The following is an 18,495-nucleotide window of genomic DNA, read 5'->3' as shown; positions in this document are numbered from 1 at the left end:
TGGACGAGTCCTTGCTGGGTATGGTTGTCGGTGTCATGGTGCTGGCGATTGCCACCTACGCGGTTCTTGCGCACTATCGTCGCGAGCGACGACGTGCCGATCTTCTTCGAAACCTCGATCACCACGAGTGGTGCCACTGGACGCGATCGCGACACTGAGGATCAGTGGACAGTTGCAGTATGCTTTTCTGCTTAGCCGCCATCGTACTCACTGTTGATCCGTGCGTTCATTCTCGCCTGATACTTCAGGCTCGCCGGTTTGCGTGCGACGCGCAAAAATAGATCCTTGAATACGACTAAACAGTTGGCGAAATTCATTACGCATGTACCACGGCCACCACGCGAGATGGTAGAAGTGTAGACATGCGCCGCGCAGCCCTTGGCGCCAGGCACGAGGCATACCCTCGGCTGGAAATTCATCAAGGCGTCGGTAGCCGAGGCAGCACACGCCGATCGTCATCCAGACGAACGCGAGTACACAGGTCGAAATCGACAACGCGCAGGCAAGCGCAAAGATGACCATCGGTGCGCAGAGTTGCAGCGGTGAGCGAGTTTTCATATTTTTTTCTCCCCGGCAGAATAACGTACCCGGTACGCCAGCCTCTCATCGCGGCCACGGGCGCGATCGTTGCCCCCCATTTAGTGGCCCCCGGTACTAGCCGGGGACCAATCTCCCTGAGCAACGTTTCGATTCGTCTAAAAAATATAGCACCTGCAACGAAACCTGGAAGCATGAAAGAGAGAGCAACCGTTGTGTGTTGGCAGCGTGAAAAAATTCTTCTCGTTGAGCGAGGCCGGTCTCGATGGTCGCTGCCCGGCGGGACGATCGCGCGTGATGAATCTCCCGTCGAAGCTGCCCGGCGCGAACTAAGCGAAGAGACGTGTCTGGAAGGCTATGGGCTTGACTACCTGTTCCAGTTCGGTGGTCTCAACAAGCGCCATCATGTATTTGTCTCGGTGCTTCCCGACGATGCCCGGGCGGAGCCTAGCAACGAGATACTGCGTTGTCGCTGGTTCCGACCGCGGAAGATCGCGACGCTCATTGCAAGCGTGCCGACACGCGAGATTGTCGCGCTGCTTTTCAGCCCGAACCGGCAAACCGCAGTACTCGAATGAGGCCGCTTTCGTTGATCGAATCTAGGTCGATGCTATGCGGCGAGCTGGCAAAAAAAACCGCAGAGGCGAGTCCGCGGTTTTGAAGTTTCCACGTCGCGGCTAGGGATATCAAAAGCCGCTTGTGAAGTGTAGGAAAGCTACATCTGCTTGCCTGTAGGGCTATCCCTAGCGTCCAGCGCTAGCGCGACTAGCCGAATGCGCCCCGTTGCTACACGCGGCATCGGAGTTGTGATTGTTAGCGATCGGCGGAGAGGTGGCGAACGGCTGGTTGCTGCGGAAGTACGAGGTCGGCGTTACAACGCGTGGGCGCAGATCTCCGGCGACTTTCCGTAGCCGATCCTGACCGGACAGCCCTATCGCCAGAAAGCGGCTGGTCATCGCGATGAGGGTGGCAGCGCGCGTGCACATTAAACTCGCCCGTCACCGTTCGCCAGGTCACCGACAATCTACAATTAGTGCCACATCATTGTGCGCGCAACCGCAACAAACATAGGGCAGACTGCGTGCGTGCCCGCGCCGGGTAAGGGTTTCAGCCGTTCCCACCGTACATATATCGCGTTATGTATAGCTTCCTACCCGACAGCTTTGCGGAATACGAGGACCTGAAAACGCTGCTCGACGCCGGCGCGCGCTGGTTCGACATCCGCAGCGCGGGCGAGGTCGAAGTGCGCGGTCGCGCGTTCTCGCTCTATGTGGCGGCGGTGGGCTCGCGCGATCCGGCCGCGCCCGCCATCGGCTTCTTTGGCGGCATTCACGGGCTGGAGCGCATCGGCTCGCAACTCGTGCTCGATTACATGCGCGCGCTGGTCGGGCGTCTCGCGTGGGACGAACTGCTGATGCGGCAACTCGAATCGGTGCGCCTCGTGATGATGCCGATCGTCAATCCAGGCGGCATGTGGCTCGCCACGCGCGCCAATCCGAACGGCGTCGATCTTATGCGCAACGCGCCGCAAGACGCCGACGAACACGTGCCGTTTCTCGCCGGCGGCCAGCGCCTGGGTTCGTGGCTGCCGTGGTATCGCGGCCGGCGCGGCGCGCCGATGGAGACCGAGGCGAGCGCGTTGCTCAAGATCGTCGACGAAGAACTCGCGCATCGGCCGCTCGCGTTCGCGCTCGATTGCCATTCGGGCTACGGCTGGAGTGACAGTATCTGGTTTCCCTACGCGCGCACGCGCCAGTTGATGCGCCATCTGCCCGAGATGTACGTGCTCAAGACGATGTTCGAGCGCGCGCATCCGCATCACGGCTATGCCTTCGAGCCGCAGAGCCATCAATACCTGCTGCACGGCGATCTTTGGGACTGCGCGTATGACCGCGCGCCTGCGGAAAACGTGTTCCTGCCGCTCACGCTCGAACTCGGTTCCTGGCTGTGGATCAAGAAGAATCCGCGCCAGTTGTTTTCACGCCAGGGCATGTTCAATCCGGTGATGCAGCACCGCACGGCGCGCGTGTTGCGTCGGCACGCGAATCTGTTCGATTTCCTCACGCGCGCGGCGTTTTCCTCCTCTCGCTGGCTGCCCGAGGGCGTGGCGCGACAGCAGGTGCTGCAAAGCGCGATCGGCCATTGGTATCGCAACCCCGGCTCCACCGGCCCATGAGCGCGCCGTGGATTCTTCTACGAGGCCTCACGCGCGAGTCGCGCCACTGGGGCGCGTTCGCGCCGCTACTCGAAGCGCGCCGCGGTGCGGTGCTGCCGGTCGATTTGCCGGGTAATGGCACGCTCGCGCACCTGCGCTCGCCCGTTGCCGTTACGTCCTACGTGGATGCCGTGCGTGCCGAGGTTCAGCGCCTGGGCGCACGGCCACCATACAAGGTGCTGGCGATGTCACTGGGCGGCATGGTGGCGACCGAATGGGCGTTGCGCTATCCCGGCGAGATCGCACAACTCGTGCTCATCAACACGAGCATGCGGCCTTACAGCCGCTTCTACGAGCGTCTGCGGCCCGCCGCGTGGCCTGCGCTGCTGCGCGCCGCATGGCACTGGCGCGAGACCGGCAAAGAAGGCATCGCGGAGGCGGCGATCCACCTTCGTACCTGCGCGCGCTTCGATACGCTTTCTGCAGACCTCGACGCGTGGCGCGCGATCCGCGCGAGTGCGCCCGTGAGTCGCGCGAACGCCGTGCGTCAACTCGCTGCTGCCGCGAGCTATACGGTTCGAGGCGTGCCGCGCTGCCCGCTGCTACTGGTGTCGTCGCGTGGCGACCGCCTCGTGAATCCGGTGTGCTCGGCGCGCCTGGCGCGAGCATGGGGTGCGTCGCATGCCGTGCATGAGTGGGCCGGACACGATTTGCCGCATGACGATCCGCAGTGGCTGCTCGACACGATCGGCGTGATGCCCTGCGTAAGCACGTTCGTTCTTCGCGCCTGATTTCGTCCAACGCTGAGCCGCCCGGCTCAGGCCTTCGTGCCGCGCCTCCGATGAATCGGAACGGTTGGTTTTTATTCGTGCCCCCTATCTGATCCTGAATTTTTCGTACCGCGGTACGTAGAGTTTTGCAACCCGATGATCCACGGCACGAAAAAGCGTTTCTCCCAACGTCGCGGTGATTATCGAATCCTTTCGATATGAGCAGGCTAAACGAAGGGAATACTATTTTCGTCGAGGCTGATTCATTCGACATTCGCAGGTTCTTCTTCTTGAATCATGCGGTGAATCTGAGTGCGTAGCAGGATCCGCTTCTACCTGATCTATCTTTTTACCAACGAAATTGAACACCTTGCCTCAGGAACGGAGGTGGTGCTTCTGGTACTTCATATTAATACGGAATGCGAATGAAAGTGAATCATCGTGAGATCTCGAACGCGGCTGCACAACGCCGGAATTCGGTGCGGGAAAAGAAGTCGATTGCCCTGAAAGCCGCGCTGTTGCCGCTCGGTATCGCGTTGGGCTCGCTCGCCGCGCCTGGACTCGCAATGGCGGCAGGTGTCTGCTTTACCAACACCACCGGCACCACCTACACGGACAACCAGGGCAATACTGGGGCATCGGGCTGTGCGGGCCCGGGTTGGCTCGACGGCACTGTGCAGGGTTCGCAGAACGCCGCGCAGATCTATGCGGGCGGAACGCAGATCGATCTCAACGCGGTTAAGGGCACCATCACCATGTCGCCGGACGGCGTCGCGGCGCTCACCATGAAGGCCGTGGGCGGCAACGTCCTGCTCTCCGGCGTCGCGCCGGGTGCGGTCAATGTGTCCAGCACGCAGGCGATCAACGGTTCGCAACTGTTCGGTCTCGCCAGCTCGACGGCTAGCGCCCTGGGCGGCGGCTCGTCGGTGAACGCGGATGGCTCGATCTCGGCGCCGCAATACGCGGTGGGCGGCCAGACGTTCAGCAACGCTGGCGACGCACTCTCGAACGTCGACGGCCGCACGACGGCGAACACGGACGCGATCAGCAATCTGCAAGGCCAGATGGCCGATGCCGTGGTGTATGACTCGTCGGCGCATGATTCGGTGACGCTGGGCGGTGTTGGCGCAACGACCCCGGTCGCGCTGCATAACGTGGCAGCGGGTGCGGTGAACGCATCGAGTTTCGACGCCGTGAACGGCTCGCAACTGTACGGCGTCGCGAGTTCGACGGCTAGCGCGCTGGGCGGCGGCTCGTCGGTCAACGCCGATGGCTCGATTTCGGCGCCGCAATACGCGGTGGGTGGCCAGACCTTCAGCAACGCTGGCGATGCACTCTCGAACGTCGACGCCCGCACCACGGCAAATACCGACGCGATCAGCAACCTGCAAGGCCTGACGGCGGATGCCGTGATGTACGACTCGTCGGCGCATGACTCCGTCACGTTCGGCGGCGTTGGCGCAACGACGCCGGTGGCACTGCACAACGTGGCAGCAGGCGCCATCAGCGCGGTCAGCACCGACGCGGTGAACGGTTCGCAGCTCTACGCAACGAACCAGCAAGTGGCAAAGAACACGGGCGATATCGCCGATCTGCAGACCAACGTCTCGAACCTGGGCGGCCAGATGGCGAATGCCATTTCGTACGATTCGTCGGCGCACGATTCGATCACGCTGGGCGGCGCAGGCGCTACCACCCCGGTCGGGTTGCATAACGTGGCGGCCGGTACGGCCGACACCGACGCGGTGAACGTCGGCCAGATGAACGACGCCCTGTCGGCCGTTTCGCAGCAAGCCGCCAACGCGGTCAACCCGTTCGTCGCCGCCAATGGCGATCGCGCCACGGAAGGCGCAGTGGCCAGCGGCACGCACGCTACGGCATTGGGTGCCAATGCCAACGCCAGCGCCGCAAACTCGGTTGCACTGGGCGCAGGCTCCGTTGCCGATCGCGACAACACGGTTTCGGTCGGTTCGGCGGGCAACGAGCGCCAGATCACCAACGTGGCAGCCGGTACGGCAGGCACCGACGCGGTGAACGTCAACCAGCTCAACGCCGCTTCGTCGCAGTCGCAAGGCTATGTGGATTCGCGCATCGCGGGCGTCCAGAAGCAGGTCAGCGACGTCCAGAAGCAAGCGTTCGGCGCTGCTGCGGCGGCCATGGCGGTGGCGGGTCTGCCGCAGCCGACGCAACCGGGCAAGACGATGGTTGCTGCGGGCGCGTCGCATGTCGGCGGCCAGAATGGCATGGCGCTTGGCATCTCCTACGTCACGGAGAACAACAAGTGGGTCGGCAAGCTGGCTGCTAGCTCCAGCTCGCAGGGCAACACCGGCGTGACCGTGGGCGCAGGCTATCAGTGGTAATGCTACGGGGGTAGTGGAAGGGCGCTGCGGTTAAGCGCTTTTCGTTCGGGAGCCCGGCAGTCGAAAGACTGCCGGGCTCTTTTTTGTTTGTCGGGCCAAGGCGCAAGTCGGGGCGTAGAGGCGCGCATCGCGAATCGCGCGATGGGTGATTGCTCCATAATAGGGAACGTTGCTCGAGCTGGCCCTAACAGGACAATCTCCCGATATGAACGAAAGCTCCCCCACCGGCGCTGCCGTGCCGCGCCTCACCAGCCTCTCGCACGGCGGCGGCTGTGGCTGCAAGATCGCGCCGGGCGTGCTGTCCGCGCTGCTGGCGCGCAGCACGCCGCTCACCGCCGCGTTCCCGAATCTGCTGGTCGGCACCGAAACGGCCGACGACGCCGCCGTCTACAAGCTCAACGACGAGCAGGCGATCGTCGCGACCACCGACTTCTTCATGCCGATCGTCGACGATCCGTATGACTTCGGCCGCATCGCCGCCACTAATGCCCTTTCGGACGTCTACGCAATGGGTGGCAAACCGATCCTTGCGCTCGCGCTGGTCGGCATGCCGATCAACGTGTTGCCGCACGAGGTGATCGCGCAGGTGCTGCGTGGCGGCGAGGATGTCTGCGCGGCGGCGGGAATTCCCGTGGCAGGCGGTCATTCGATCGACTCGGTCGAACCGATCTATGGCCTCGCGGCACTGGGGGTGGTGCATCCCGAACGCGTCAAACGCAACGCCTCCGCGCGTGCAGGCGACGTACTCGTGCTCGGCAAGCCGCTGGGCGTGGGCGTGCTCTCCGCCGCGCTCAAGAAAGATCTGCTCGACGCGAGCGGCTACAAGGCAATGGTCGACGCCGCCACGAAGCTCAACACGCCGGGCGCGCCGCTTGGCGAACGCGACGGCGTGCACGCGATGACCGATGTGACCGGCTTCGGCCTGCTTGGCCATACGCTTGAAATCGCGCGCGGTGCGGGGCTCACGGCGCGTGTGCGCTATGCCGATCTGCCGTGGCTGCCGGGCGTGGAAGCTTTCGTCGAGCAGGGCGTGTACACGGGCGCATCGGGGCGCAACTGGGCGTCGTATGGCGATGGCGTGATCCTCGCGCCGCATCTTCCCGAGACCGCACGCACGCTGCTGACCGACCCGCAGACTTCGGGCGGCCTGCTGGTCGCATGCGCGCCTGAAGAGGTGGAAAGCGTGCTCGCCGTATTCCATGCCGATGGCTTCGCTTCGGCATGTGTGATCGGCGAATTGAGTGCAGGCCCCGCGCGCGTCGAGGTCGTATGAGCGGAGAATCGCCGAAAGCCATTTTTTATGCGTTGGCCGCGAATGCCGGTATTGCGGTCTGCAAATTCGCCGCGGCGGCGTTCACGGGTTCCGGCTCGATGTTCGCCGAGGCGATCCATTCCACCGCCGACTGCGGCAATCAATTGTTGCTGCTTTTCGGCCTGCGCCAGTCGCGCGAGGCGCCCACGCCGCTGCACCCAATGGGCACGGGCCGCGCGATCAACTTCTATTCGCTGCTCGTGGCGCTGTTGCTGTTTTTCGTGGGCGGTGCGTTCTCGGTTTACGAAGGCATACACCGGCTGATTCTGCGCGAACCGCTGCAATACGTGTATGTGGCGCTTGCGGTGCTCGGCATTTCGGTGGCGCTCGAAGCGTTTTCGCTATACGGCGCGATGAAGGAGATTCGCAAGGGCTCGCCCACCAAATCGCTGTGGCGCTGGGCACGCGAAACGCGCGATTCCGATCTGCTGGTCGTGGCAGGTGAAGACATCGCCGCGCTGGCGGGTCTTGCCATCGCGTTTGTCGCCGTGCTGCTCACCGTCATCACGGGCAACCCAATCTGGGATGCGTGCGGGTCGATTGCCATCGGCGTGCTGCTGATGCTGATCGCCTGGTTCATCGCGCGTGAAGTGCAGTCGATGATCGTGGGCGAATCCGCGAGCCCGGAAATGCGCCGTGATATCGAGGCGTATCTGCGCGCGCGGCCCGAGATTCGCAGCATCATCAGCCTGATTACCCTGCAATGGGGCAAAGAGGTGATGGTGGCGGTCCAGTGCGAAATGCTCGACTACGAACACAGCCGCACGATGGTCGAAGCGATCAACGAGATCGAAGCCGATTTGCAGGCGCGTTTTCCAGTGGTGCGCTGGGTGTTTTTCGAGCCGGATTTCGTGAACCGCTGAAGCCGGCTCCACAACGTCCGAGGCCCGGCAGTCGTGAGACTGCCGGGCCTTCCTGCATTTTAAGGAGCGAGATCCTGTGCTTAGTGACGGAACGGCGTCCACACCGGCGTGGTTGCGTCCCAGTTGTCGAGTTCTGAAGATTGCGGAATCATGATTCGGTATCCTTATCGAGTTTGATGCTTCGATGTCGTGCTTGAACTTCGTTCGCTGACTTTATTCGCCGGCGCGGGCCACGCGAGTCGTATCGTTGTTGCGGCCTTCCTGTAGCGCGATGCGCTCCGCCTGCGTGCGGCCGATCAGGCTCTGATCCGGATAGCTCGTCTTGTTCAGCGCGGGCAAAGTGCCGTCACGATATGCCGCGACGAGTTCCGCCTTTACCTGAGCGCGCGTTTTCGGGGCGCTGTTGTCGTTGCTCACTACAGGCTCGGCTTGCGCGACCTGTGTCGTCGCTTGCGTGCCGCTGCCCTGCGTGTCTTGCGGACCATACGTGCCCGAGCGGCCGATGCCGCCCGCGAACGCCGATGCGCTGGCCGCGAGCGTAACGATGAGCGTAGCGCCAAGGGTGCTTGCGAGAGTGCGTTTCATGATCTGCTCCTGTGTTGTAGTGCCGTGAGCGCCGGTAGATGAATCGGGCGGCGTGGCGACAGGTGCAAATGTAGGGGGATGCGCTCGCGCGATAAACGTCTCTAACGCGAAAGGAATTGTCGAAATTCCGGAACAATCATCGAGGGAAAACTAAAACGCGCGCCGGCAGATGGCCTGCGGGCGCGCGTTTGAGCGGGGCCAGAACCCCGTTGGGACCCGGCTGTAAAGCCAGAAAAATCAGGCCGCCCACTCCGTGATCACGGGCGTTTCGAGGTTAGGCGCCGATTCGCGCTCTTCCAGCGTACGCATCGTGCAGGTCTTGTCGAGCGAGGCGCGGCCCGAGAGCAGCGGGCAACGGTCGAACACCTCTGCGATCCAGTCGACGAACACGCGCACCTTCGGTGAAAGATGGCGGCTGTGCGGATACACGGCCGAAATCGGCATCGGCAGCGGCTTGTAGTCGGGCAGCACCTCGACCAGTTCACCCGATTTCAGATGTGGCAGCACCATGTAGCGCGGCGCCTGAATCAGCCCGAAGCCTTCGACACCACAGGTTACGTAGGCATCCGCATCGTTCACGGACACCATGCTCTTGAGCTTGACCTCGACTTCCTTGTTGTCGACGAGAAAAGCCCAGTCGATCACGCGGCCCGTGCGGCTCGAAAAATAATTCACGGCGCGATGCTCGGCCAGTTCTTCGAGCGTCTGCGGCGTGCCGTGGCGCTCCAGATACGAGGGCGCCGCGCACGACACGCCTTCGAAAATGCCGATGCGGCGTGCGACCAGCGACGAATCCTGCAGCGCGCCCACGCGCACCACGCAGTCCACGCCTTCTTGCAGCAGATCGACGGGACGGTCGCTCAAACCGAGTTGCAGGTCGATATCCGGGTAACGCCCGTGGAATTCGCACAGCGACGGAATCACGATCAGGCGTCCGATCGAACCCGGCATGTCGATGCGCAGCTTGCCGTGCGGCTTGCGGTTGCGATCCTGGAATGTGGTCTCGGTTTCCTCGACATCCGCGAGGATGCGCACGCAGCGCTCGTAATACGCAGCGCCGTCGGGCGTGAGCGAAAGACGGCGCGTGGTGCGGTGCATGAGTCGCACGCCAAGGAAAGCTTCGAGATTCTGGATGATCGTGGTGACCGAGGCGCGCGGCATGTCGAGCGTTTCGGCGGCGCGGGTGAAGCTGTTGGTGTCCACGACGCGGGTGAACACCTGCATGGCCTGAAGGCGGTCCATTGCCATTCTCCAAAAGACATCGGACGCAAGTCGCTCGGTGCTTCGCAAGGGCGAGCCGGACGACAAAAGGAACACATTGTTCAGGTGCGCCGAATTGTGTTGCCGGATTATAGGCATTTATTTGCAAGTCTGCCGAACCCACAATTCGCACCATTCGAATTTACTTTCGCGCTTTGCGCCGTTTCGACATGGATGCATTTAAACGCTCGACGCCGTGGGTTTCCGCCGATCAGGCCGCGACTGAGGTTGCGCGAGGCGCCGAGTCTGACACTGAATCCCGGGCCGTGCCCGCCGCGCGCCGTCTCGCCGCCGCGCCTGCGCCAAAGGCCCGTGCGGGAGCGCTCGAGGTGAGCGAAGTGACGATCGAAGGCCACGTGCAGGACATCGTGCTGCGCCTCTACCGTCCGCAGGGCGCGAGCAATCTGCCGGTCCTGCTCTATTTTCATGGCGGCGGCTTCGTGCGCGGGACGCTCGACGACGCCGACACTGCCGGGCGCTATTTCGCAGAACGCTTACCGGCGCTGGTGGTTTCGGTGGGCTATTCGCTTGCGCCGAAATATCCGTTTCCGGCCGCACCGGAAGACGCGTATCGCGCCGCCCAATGGGTGCTCACGCGTGCGCGCGCCTTTGGCGGCAGCACGAAGCGCATTATCGCGGCGGGCCATGACGCGGGCGGCCAGATCGCCAACGTGCTCGCCTTTATCGGGCGCGATCGCGGCGACCTGAAACTCGCGGCGCAAGCACTGTTCGCGCCGATGCTCGATCCCAGCCTCACGCGTCTGGGCGACGAAACACGGCTCGCCTCCGATATTTCGGCGAGCGAATGCGCGGCCTGCTATCGCGCCTATCTGCCCGAGGCGGCGCAACGCATGCATCCGTATGCGGCGCCGCTCGAATGTTCGCGTCTGGCCGGTTTGCCGCCGACGTTCATCGTCACCGCGCAAAACGACGTACTGCATATCGAAGCGGAGAAATACGCCTCGCGCCTGATTGATGCGGGCGTGCGCACTCATGTGGTGCGCTATCCGAGCGTTTCGCACGCGCAGATTGGTGCGCACCCCGAAGCGCTTGCCGAAGCGGTGCGCTTTTTCCGCTGCTGTTTCGAAGCCGGAACGTGTTGATAGCGTTTGCTATGCGTGCCGATGACCGAATTCAACGAACAAGAACCACTCATCATTCTGGAGCCCGCCATGTCACTTAACTCGCATTCCCGTTCGCGCATCGCGCTTGCGGTGGTGGCCGTACTCGTCGTCGCGGGACTCGGCACCCTGGGCGCCATGCGCCTCGACACGCACACGGCCGTCGCCGCCGAAGCCCCTCCCGCGCCCGAAGTGGATGTCGCCGCCGTCGTGAAGCGCAACGTCACCGACTGGCAGAGTTACTCGGGGCGTCTGGCCGCCATCGAGAAAGTCGATGTCCGTCCGCAGGTGTCGGGCACGATCGTCTCGGTGAACTTCCGCGATGGCGCGCTCGTGAAAAAGGGCGACACGCTGTTCGTGATCGATCCGCGCCCGTATCAGGCCGCCGTCGATCAGGCTGCCGCGCAAGTGGCCGCCGCGCAGGCGCGCACCGGTTACGCGCAGAGCGACTGGGAGCGCGCGCAGCGCCTGATTGGCGACAACGCCATCGCCAAACGCGACTACGATGAAAAGCAGAACGCCGCTCGCGAAGCGAGTGCGAACCTGAAGGCCGCACAGGCCGCGCTCGAAGCCGCGCAGATCAACCTGGGCTTCACTCGCATCGTCGCGCCGGTGGCGGGCCGCGTGTCGCGCGCGGAAATCACCGTGGGCAACGTGGTGTCGGCGGGCGCGAGCGCGCCGCCGCTCACGACGCTGGTTTCGGTGTCGCCGATCTACGCCGAATTCGACGCCGACGAACAGACCTACCTCGACTACATCAGCCGCATGAAGGATGGCTCGAAGGTGCCGGTGGATCTGGGACTCGCGAACGAAACGGGTTACTCGCGCTCGGGCACGATCGAATCGGTCGATAACCGCCTCGATACCTCGTCGGGCACGATCCGCGTGCGCGCCCGCTTCGACAACGCAGACGGCGCACTCGTGCCGGGCCTCTACGCCCGCATCAAGGTGAGCGGCAGCGCGCCGCATGCGGCGCTGCTCGTCGATGAAGCGGCCATCGGCACGGACCAGGACAAGAAGTTCGTCTACGTGGTGGATGGCGCGGGCAAGGTGGCGTATCGCAATGTGCAGATCGCGGGCCAGCAGGGCAACCTGCGCGTGATCACGGACGGTCTCCAGGCAGGCGATCACGTGGTCGTCAACGGCACGCAGCGCGTGCGTCCGGGCGAGGCGGTGCGCTCGCATATGGTGCCGATGAACGGCGATCCGGACGGCGACGCCGCTTCTTCAATGGCGACGCAATCCGCCCCTGCCAAGGACGCAAAGACTTCCTGACGCGTAGCGATTCGCATGCGGCGCACGACGCCGCATGCGTGATCCTCTCTATCAGTTAGTCATCCGAATCAAAGAGCGACCCATGAACATATCGAAATTCTTCATCGACCGGCCGATCTTCGCGGGCGTGCTGTCCGTGCTGATCCTGCTGGCCGGGGTGATCGCACTCTTCCAGTTGCCGATCTCCGAGTACCCCGAGGTCGTGCCGCCCTCGGTGGTCGTCCACGCGCAGTATCCGGGCGCGAACCCGAAGGTGATCGCCGAGGCGGTGGCCGCGCCGCTCGAAGAGCAGATCAACGGCGTCGAGAACATGCTCTACATGCAGTCGCAGGCCAATAGCGACGGCAATCTCACGCTCACGGTCACGTTCCGTCTGGGTACCGACCCGGACAAGGCCACGCAGCTCGTGCAGAACCGCGTGAATCAAGCGCTGCCGCGCTTGCCCGAGGACGTGCAGCGTCTGGGCATCACGACCATCAAAAGCTCGCCCACGCTCACGATGGTGGTGCACCTGATCTCGCCGAACAACCAGTACGACATGACGTATCTGCGCAATTACGCGCTGCTCAACGTCAAGGACCGGCTCTCGAACATTCAGGGCGTGGGCGAAGTGCAGTTGTGGGGTTCGGGCGACTACGCCATGCGTGTCTGGCTCGATCCGCAGAAAGTGGCGCAGCGCAATCTGACCGCGCAGGACGTGGTCAACGCGATTCGCGAGCAGAACGTGCAGGTCGCCGCGGGTGTGATCGGCGCTTCGCCGAGCGTCCCCGGCACGCCGCTGCAACTGAACGTGAACGCGCGCGGCCGTCTGCGCACGGAAAGCGAATTCGGCGACATCATCGTCAAGACCAATCCCGATGGCGGCGTGACCTATCTGCGCGACATTGCGCGTATCGAACTCGCGGCTTCGGAATATGGCCTGCGTTCGCTGCTCGACAACAAGCCGGCCGTGGCGCTCGCGATCAACCAGGCGCCGGGCGCGAACTCGCTCGCGATTTCGGACCAGGTGCGCAAGGCGATGGCCGATCTCAAGCAGGACATGCCCGCCGGCGTCGACTACAAGATCGTCTATGACCCGACGCAGTTCGTGCGCTCCAGTATCGAGGCGGTGATTCACACGCTGCTCGAAGCGATTGCGCTGGTCGTGATCGTGGTGATCGTGTTCCTGCAGACGTGGCGCGCGTCGATCATTCCGCTGATCGCCGTGCCGGTCTCGATCGTGGGAACGTTCTCGCTGCTGCTCGCCTTTGGCTTCTCGATCAACGCGCTCTCGCTGTTCGGCATGGTGCTCGCAATCGGTATCGTGGTGGACGATGCGATCGTGGTGGTGGAGAACGTCGAGCGCAACATCGAAAGTGGACTGGCCGCGCGCGACGCTACGTATAAGGCGATGCAGGAAGTGAGCGGGCCGATTATCGCCATTGCGCTCACGCTCGTGGCCGTGTTCGTGCCGCTCGCGTTCATGAGCGGTCTCACGGGCCAGTTCTACAAGCAGTTCGCGATGACCATCGCCATTTCGACGGTGATCTCGGCGTTCAATTCGCTCACGCTGTCGCCTGCATTGTCGGCGCTGTTGCTGCGCGGTCACGACGCGAAAGAAGATTGGCTCACGCGTGGCATGAACCGTGTGCTGGGCGGCTTCTTCAAGCGCTTCAACAGGGTCTTCCACCGCGGCTCGGAAAGCTATGGGCGCGGCGTGAACGGTGTGCTGCGCCGCAAGGGCGCGATGCTCGTGGTCTATGTGGTGCTGCTGGGCGCGACCGTGTTGATGGGGCGCATCGTGCCCGGCGGCTTCGTGCCCGCGCAGGACAAGGAGTATCTGATCGCGTTCACGCAGCTGCCGAACGGTGCCTCGCTCGACCGTACGGAAAACGTGATTCGCGAGATGAGCGCGATCGCGCTCAAGCAGCCTGGCGTGGAGAGCGCGGTGGCGTTCCCGGGTCTTTCGGTGAACGGCTTCACGAATAGTTCGAGCGCGGGCATCGTGTTCGTCACGCTCAAGCCGTTCAAGGAGCGCAAGGGTAAGGCGCTGTCGGCAGGTGCGATTGCGGGTGCGCTGAACCAGCAATATGGCGCGATCAAGGACTCGTTCATTGCCGTGTTCCCGCCGCCGCCGGTGCTCGGCCTCGGCACGCTCGGCGGCTTCAAGATGCAGCTTGAGGATCACGGTGCGCTCGGTTACGAGGCGCTCAACCGTGCGACTCAGGACTTCGTGAAGCGCGCGTCGCAGACGAAGGAACTGGGACCGACGTTCTCGAACTATCAGATCAACGTGCCGCAATTGAACGTCGATCTCGACCGCACCAAGGCCAAGCAGCTTGGCGTGCCGGTGACGGACGTGTTCGACACGATGCAGATTTACCTCGGCTCGCTCTATGTGAACGACTTCAACCGCTTCGGACGTGTCTATCAGGTGCGCGTGCAGGCCGATGCACCGTTCCGCCAGAAGGCCGACGACATTCTGCAACTGAAGACGCGTAACGCCGCGGGCGATATGGTGCCGCTCTCGTCGCTCGTGACGGTCTCGCCAACGTACGGCCCCGAAATGGTGGTGCGCTACAACGGCTACACCGCCGCCGACATCAACGGCGGTCCCGCGCCGGGTTATTCGTCAGGCCAGGCTCAGGCGGCGGCCGAGCGCATCGCGGCGGAAGTATTGCCGCGCGGCGTGAAGTTCGAATGGACCGATCTGACCTATCAGCAGGTGCTCGCGGGCAATGCGGGCGTGTGGGTGTTCCCGATCAGCGTGCTGCTGGTGTTCCTCGTGCTCGCCGCGCTGTACGAGAGCCTCACGTTGCCGCTCGCGGTGATCCTGATCGTGCCGATGAGCGTGTTGTGCGCGCTGACCGGCGTGTGGCTCACGCAGGGCGACAACAACATCTTCACGCAGATTGGTTTGATGGTGCTGGTGGGGCTGGCGTCGAAGAACGCGATTCTGATCGTGGAGTTCGCACGCGAACTGGAACATGACGGCCATACGCCGCTTTCGGCGGCGATCGAAGCGAGCCGTCTGCGTCTGCGCCCGATTCTGATGACGTCCATCGCGTTCATCATGGGGGTGGTGCCGCTCGTGCTGTCGTCGGGTGCGGGTTCGGAAATGCGTCATGCGATGGGTATCGCCGTGTTCTTCGGCATGCTCGGTGTGACCGCGTTCGGCTTGTTGCTCACGCCGGTGTTCTACGTGGTGCTGCGTACGCTCGCGGGCGGCAAGATCCACGTCGCGCAGAAGGACAACGCGCGTCACGAGCCGCACACGGTGGATGCGTAAGGAAGGATGATCAAGATGACTAACTATTCATTCGCGCAAGGCATGGGCAGTCCGTTGTGGCGCCGTACGCGTCTCGCGCTGGGCGTGGCGTTGCTCGCGTGGCTCGCGGCGTGCTCGCTCGAGCCGACCTACAAGGTGCCCGACGCGGGCGTGCCCGATGCCTACAAGGAAGCGCCGCAGCAGACGCAACCCGCGGGCCCGCACGACGTGGGCTCGTGGACGCCCGCGCAGCCCGCCGACGATGCGCATCGCGGCCAGTGGTGGACCGTGTTCGGCGATCCCACGCTGAACCAGCTCGAAGAGCAGGCGCAGGCCGCCAACCAGGATCTCAAGGCGGCCGCCGCCCGTGTGCAGCAGGCGCGTGCGGTGACGCAGGCGGCGCGTGCTTCGTGGTTCCCGTCGCTCGATGCGGGCTTCGGGCCAACCTATGAACACGCTTCGCCGGCCTCGCAGTATCTGCCGCAGAATACCCAGGTGCCGACGCAAACGCTCTGGCGCGCGCAGGCCACGTCGAGCTATGAGGCGGACCTGTTCGGCCGCGTGAGTTCGAACGTGAACGCCGCGCGCTCCGACGCGCAGCAAAGCGAGGCGCTGTTCCGCTCGGTGCAACTGGCCTTGCAGGCGGATGTCGCGCAGAACTACTTCCAGCTGCGCCAGTTCGACTCCGATGTCGATCTGTATCGCCGCACCGTGACGCTGCGCGCGGACGCGCTCAAGCTCGTCGAGCGCCGCTTCAAGGAAGGCGATATCAGCGAACTGGACGTCTCGCAGGCGCGCAACGAACTCGCGAGCGCGCGTGCCGACGCCGTGGGCGTGGCGCGCCAGCGCGCGGCGTCGGAGCATAGCCTGGCGATTCTGCTCGGCAAGGCGCCCGCCGACTTCACGTTCGCCGAAACGCCGCTCGTGCCGGTGACGGCGCGTGTACCGGCAGGGCTGCCTTCGACGCTGCTCGAACGCCGTCCCGACATCGCCGCCGCCGAGCGCGCGATGGCCGCCGCGAACGCGCGCGTGGGTCTCGCGAAATCGGCCTTCTTCCCGAAGCTCGATATCACCGGCGCATTCGGCTTCGAGTCGACTACGCTGGGCGATCTGTTCATGTGGTCTAGCCGCGCGTTCCTGCTCGGGCCGCTCGCGGGCACGGCGCTCACGGTGCCGCTGTTCGACGGCGGCCGCCGCAAGGCCAATCTTGCCCAGGCGCGCGCGAAGTACGACGAGGATGTCGCGCAGTATCGCCAGCAGGTGCTGGTGGCGTTCCGCGAGGTGGAGGACAACCTCTCCGACCTGCGTCTGCTCGACGACCAGATTCGCGAGCAGAACGATGCCGTGAATGCCTCGGAGCGCGCGGCGCATCTCTCGCGCACGCAGTACGAGGAGGGCGAAGTGAGCTATCTGAACGTGATCGACAGCGAGCGTTCGGTGCTGGTGTCGCAGTTGCAGGCGAGCCATCTGGAAGGCTCGCAGGCGGTGGCGACCGTCAACCTGATCCGCGCGCTGGGCGGCGGATGGGGCGACGCGAAGCCCGCCGCGCAACCGGACGGCGCACCGCCGCCCGCACCGCTCGCGTCGCGCTAAGTTCACGTCTGCGCTTGCTTCGCGGCTGGCCGGTATGCATTTGCATATCGCCAGCCGCGATTTCATTTGCGTAAACCGTTCGTAGACCATCCCGGTGCGCGCCACTATCATCGTTTGATCGAAGCTCGAGCGGATGGCGTGCGTTCGCCCCGCTCAGGCACCGCGCAACTCATTCGGGAATCCTGGCATGAACGATCCACGGCCGCCGCTATCACAGGCCTCCACGCAAGATCACGCAACGCAGACAAAAGGCGATGCACGTCTCGCGACGCTGATCGAGGCCCTGCGCTCAAGCGCCGCGCGCCGCGACCTCGCAGGCGGGCACGCCGCCGCTGAAAAGCAGTTGATCGCCGATGCGGGGCTGCTCGCGCTCGCCGTGCCGCACGAATTCGGCGGTGAGTTCGGCAAGGACGGCACGCGCTGGGTCAGGCTTTACGACACCATCCGCACGATCGCGCGCGCCGATAGCGCGCTCGCGCATCTGCTCGGGTTCCAGTTCTTGCAGGTGGCGACCGTCGATCTTTGGGGCAATGCCGCGCAGCGCGCCAACTGGCTGCAAGGCACGGTCGAGCATCGCTGGTGGTGGGGCAATGCCGTCAATCCGCTCGATACGCGACTCGTCGCCCAGACCGACGAAGCGCAGGGCAAGGGCGGCTGGCGTCTGCACGGCAAGAAGGGCTTCTGTTCGGGCACCACGGGTTCGCAGATGATGACCGTGAGCGGGCACGACCCCGCCACCGGCAACCCCGTGTTCGCTGTCGTGCCGACCACACGCGCGGGGATCACCGTGCACGACGACTGGGACCCGATCGGGCAGCGTCAGACCGATAGCGGCACGGTCTCGTTCGACGCCGTCGAGGTGCGTGCCGCCGAGGTGCTGCTGCGGCCCGACACGCCGCGCGCGTCGCTGCGCACGTTGGTGTCGCAACTCGTGCTGACCAATCTCTTCGTGGGGATCGCGGAAGGCGCTCTCGTCGAAGCGCGCAATTACGTGCTCGCCAATGGCCGCCCGTGGATCAACTCGGGCGTGCCGCGCGCCGCCGACGATCCTTACCTCCAGCAGCGCTTTGGCGAGATGCGCATCAAGGCGCTCTCCGCGGCTGTGCTGGCCGACCGTGCGGCGTCCATTCTCGACGCAGCGTGGGAGCAGGGCGACGCCCTCGACGCGGCGACGCGGGCCGAAGTCTCGCTCGCGGTTTCCGAGGCGAAGATCGTGGCCCATCGCGCGGCGCTCGATGCGGGCGAACAGCTTTTCGACGCCTGCGGTGCGCGCGCCACCAGCGCGGCACTCGCGCTCGACCGCTTCTGGCGCAACGCGCGCGTGCACACGCTCCATGACCCGCTCGACTATCGCGTGCGCGACGTGGGCCGCCACGCCCTCACGCGCGAACTGCCGGAGCCGACGCTGTACACTTGA

Annotated in this window: 14 protein-coding genes; 11 read left to right on the top strand and 3 right to left on the bottom strand. The window is 64.1% G+C overall.

Annotation, left to right across the window (positions count from 1 at the left end; all coding sequences use genetic code 11):
• Positions 1 to 207: 207 nt before the first annotated feature.
• Positions 208 to 558, bottom strand: coding sequence for a hypothetical protein (locus U5782_RS25790; RefSeq protein WP_322046725.1), 351 nt, complete (start codon positions 556 to 558; stop codon positions 208 to 210).
• Between the two features lie 173 nt (positions 559 to 731).
• Between U5782_RS25790 and U5782_RS25785 the strand changes: the two genes are divergently transcribed.
• The 6 genes from U5782_RS25785 to U5782_RS25760 all read left to right on the top strand — a co-directional run bounded on the left by U5782_RS25785 (position 732) and on the right by U5782_RS25760 (position 7,997).
• Positions 732 to 1,115, top strand: a complete 384-nt coding sequence (locus U5782_RS25785; RefSeq protein ID WP_322046724.1) for an NUDIX hydrolase — start codon at positions 732 to 734, stop codon at positions 1,113 to 1,115.
• Positions 1,116 to 1,675: 560 nt separating this feature from the next.
• Positions 1,676 to 2,713, top strand: coding sequence for a M14 family zinc carboxypeptidase (locus tag U5782_RS25780; protein WP_322046723.1), 1,038 nt, complete (start codon positions 1,676 to 1,678; stop codon positions 2,711 to 2,713).
• Positions 2,710 to 3,483 (top strand): alpha/beta hydrolase, encoded by a 774-nt coding sequence (locus U5782_RS25775; protein ID WP_322046722.1) that lies wholly within the window; start codon positions 2,710 to 2,712, stop codon positions 3,481 to 3,483. The genes U5782_RS25780 and U5782_RS25775 overlap by 4 nt, the downstream gene beginning before the upstream one ends.
• Positions 3,484 to 3,887: 404 nt before the next feature.
• Positions 3,888 to 5,822 (top strand): YadA family autotransporter adhesin, encoded by a 1,935-nt coding sequence (locus tag U5782_RS25770; protein WP_322046721.1) that lies wholly within the window; start codon positions 3,888 to 3,890, stop codon positions 5,820 to 5,822.
• Between the two features lie 205 nt (positions 5,823 to 6,027).
• Positions 6,028 to 7,095, top strand: coding sequence for a selenide, water dikinase SelD (selD, locus tag U5782_RS25765; protein WP_322046720.1), 1,068 nt, complete (start codon positions 6,028 to 6,030; stop codon positions 7,093 to 7,095).
• On the top strand, positions 7,092 to 7,997 hold the full coding sequence (locus U5782_RS25760; protein WP_322046719.1) for a cation diffusion facilitator family transporter: 906 nt from the start codon (positions 7,092 to 7,094) through the stop codon (positions 7,995 to 7,997). The genes selD and U5782_RS25760 overlap by 4 nt, the downstream gene beginning before the upstream one ends.
• Before the next feature lie 213 nt (positions 7,998 to 8,210).
• Here U5782_RS25760 and U5782_RS25755 read toward each other — a convergent pair whose 3' ends face one another.
• Positions 8,211 to 8,582 carry a DUF4148 domain-containing protein gene (locus U5782_RS25755; protein WP_322046718.1) on the bottom strand — a complete coding sequence of 124 codons (372 nt, stop codon included), beginning with the start codon at positions 8,580 to 8,582 and terminating at the stop codon, positions 8,211 to 8,213.
• Between the two features lie 237 nt (positions 8,583 to 8,819).
• Positions 8,820 to 9,824 carry a LysR family transcriptional regulator gene (locus U5782_RS25750; RefSeq protein WP_322046717.1) on the bottom strand — a complete coding sequence of 335 codons (1,005 nt, stop codon included), beginning with the start codon at positions 9,822 to 9,824 and terminating at the stop codon, positions 8,820 to 8,822.
• Positions 9,825 to 10,012: 188 nt separating this feature from the next.
• Between U5782_RS25750 and U5782_RS25745 the strand changes: the two genes are divergently transcribed.
• The 5 genes from U5782_RS25745 to U5782_RS25725 all read left to right on the top strand — a co-directional run bounded on the left by U5782_RS25745 (position 10,013) and on the right by U5782_RS25725 (position 18,495).
• Complete coding sequence (locus U5782_RS25745; RefSeq protein ID WP_322046716.1) at positions 10,013 to 10,945, top strand: alpha/beta hydrolase; 933 nt, start codon at positions 10,013 to 10,015, stop codon at positions 10,943 to 10,945.
• 69 nt (positions 10,946 to 11,014) lie between these two features.
• The gene (locus tag U5782_RS25740) at positions 11,015 to 12,238 is read left to right on the top strand and encodes an efflux RND transporter periplasmic adaptor subunit (protein ID WP_322046715.1); all 1,224 of its coding nucleotides are present in this window, start codon (positions 11,015 to 11,017) and stop codon (positions 12,236 to 12,238) included.
• Positions 12,239 to 12,320: 82 nt separating this feature from the next.
• Positions 12,321 to 15,506 (top strand): efflux RND transporter permease subunit, encoded by a 3,186-nt coding sequence (locus U5782_RS25735; protein WP_322046714.1) that lies wholly within the window; start codon positions 12,321 to 12,323, stop codon positions 15,504 to 15,506.
• A 42-nt stretch (positions 15,507 to 15,548) separates the two neighbouring features.
• Complete coding sequence (locus U5782_RS25730) at positions 15,549 to 17,078, top strand: efflux transporter outer membrane subunit (RefSeq protein WP_322046755.1); 1,530 nt, start codon at positions 15,549 to 15,551, stop codon at positions 17,076 to 17,078.
• 187 nt (positions 17,079 to 17,265) lie between these two features.
• Entirely contained in the window at positions 17,266 to 18,495 is a 1,230-nt protein-coding gene (locus U5782_RS25725; RefSeq protein ID WP_322046713.1) for an acyl-CoA dehydrogenase family protein, read from the top strand.

The sequence above is a fragment of the Paraburkholderia sp. J67 genome, from assembly GCF_905220265.1.
Classification (GTDB): domain Bacteria; phylum Pseudomonadota; class Gammaproteobacteria; order Burkholderiales; family Burkholderiaceae; genus Paraburkholderia.
This window is presented reverse-complemented; position numbering and strand designations above follow the sequence as displayed.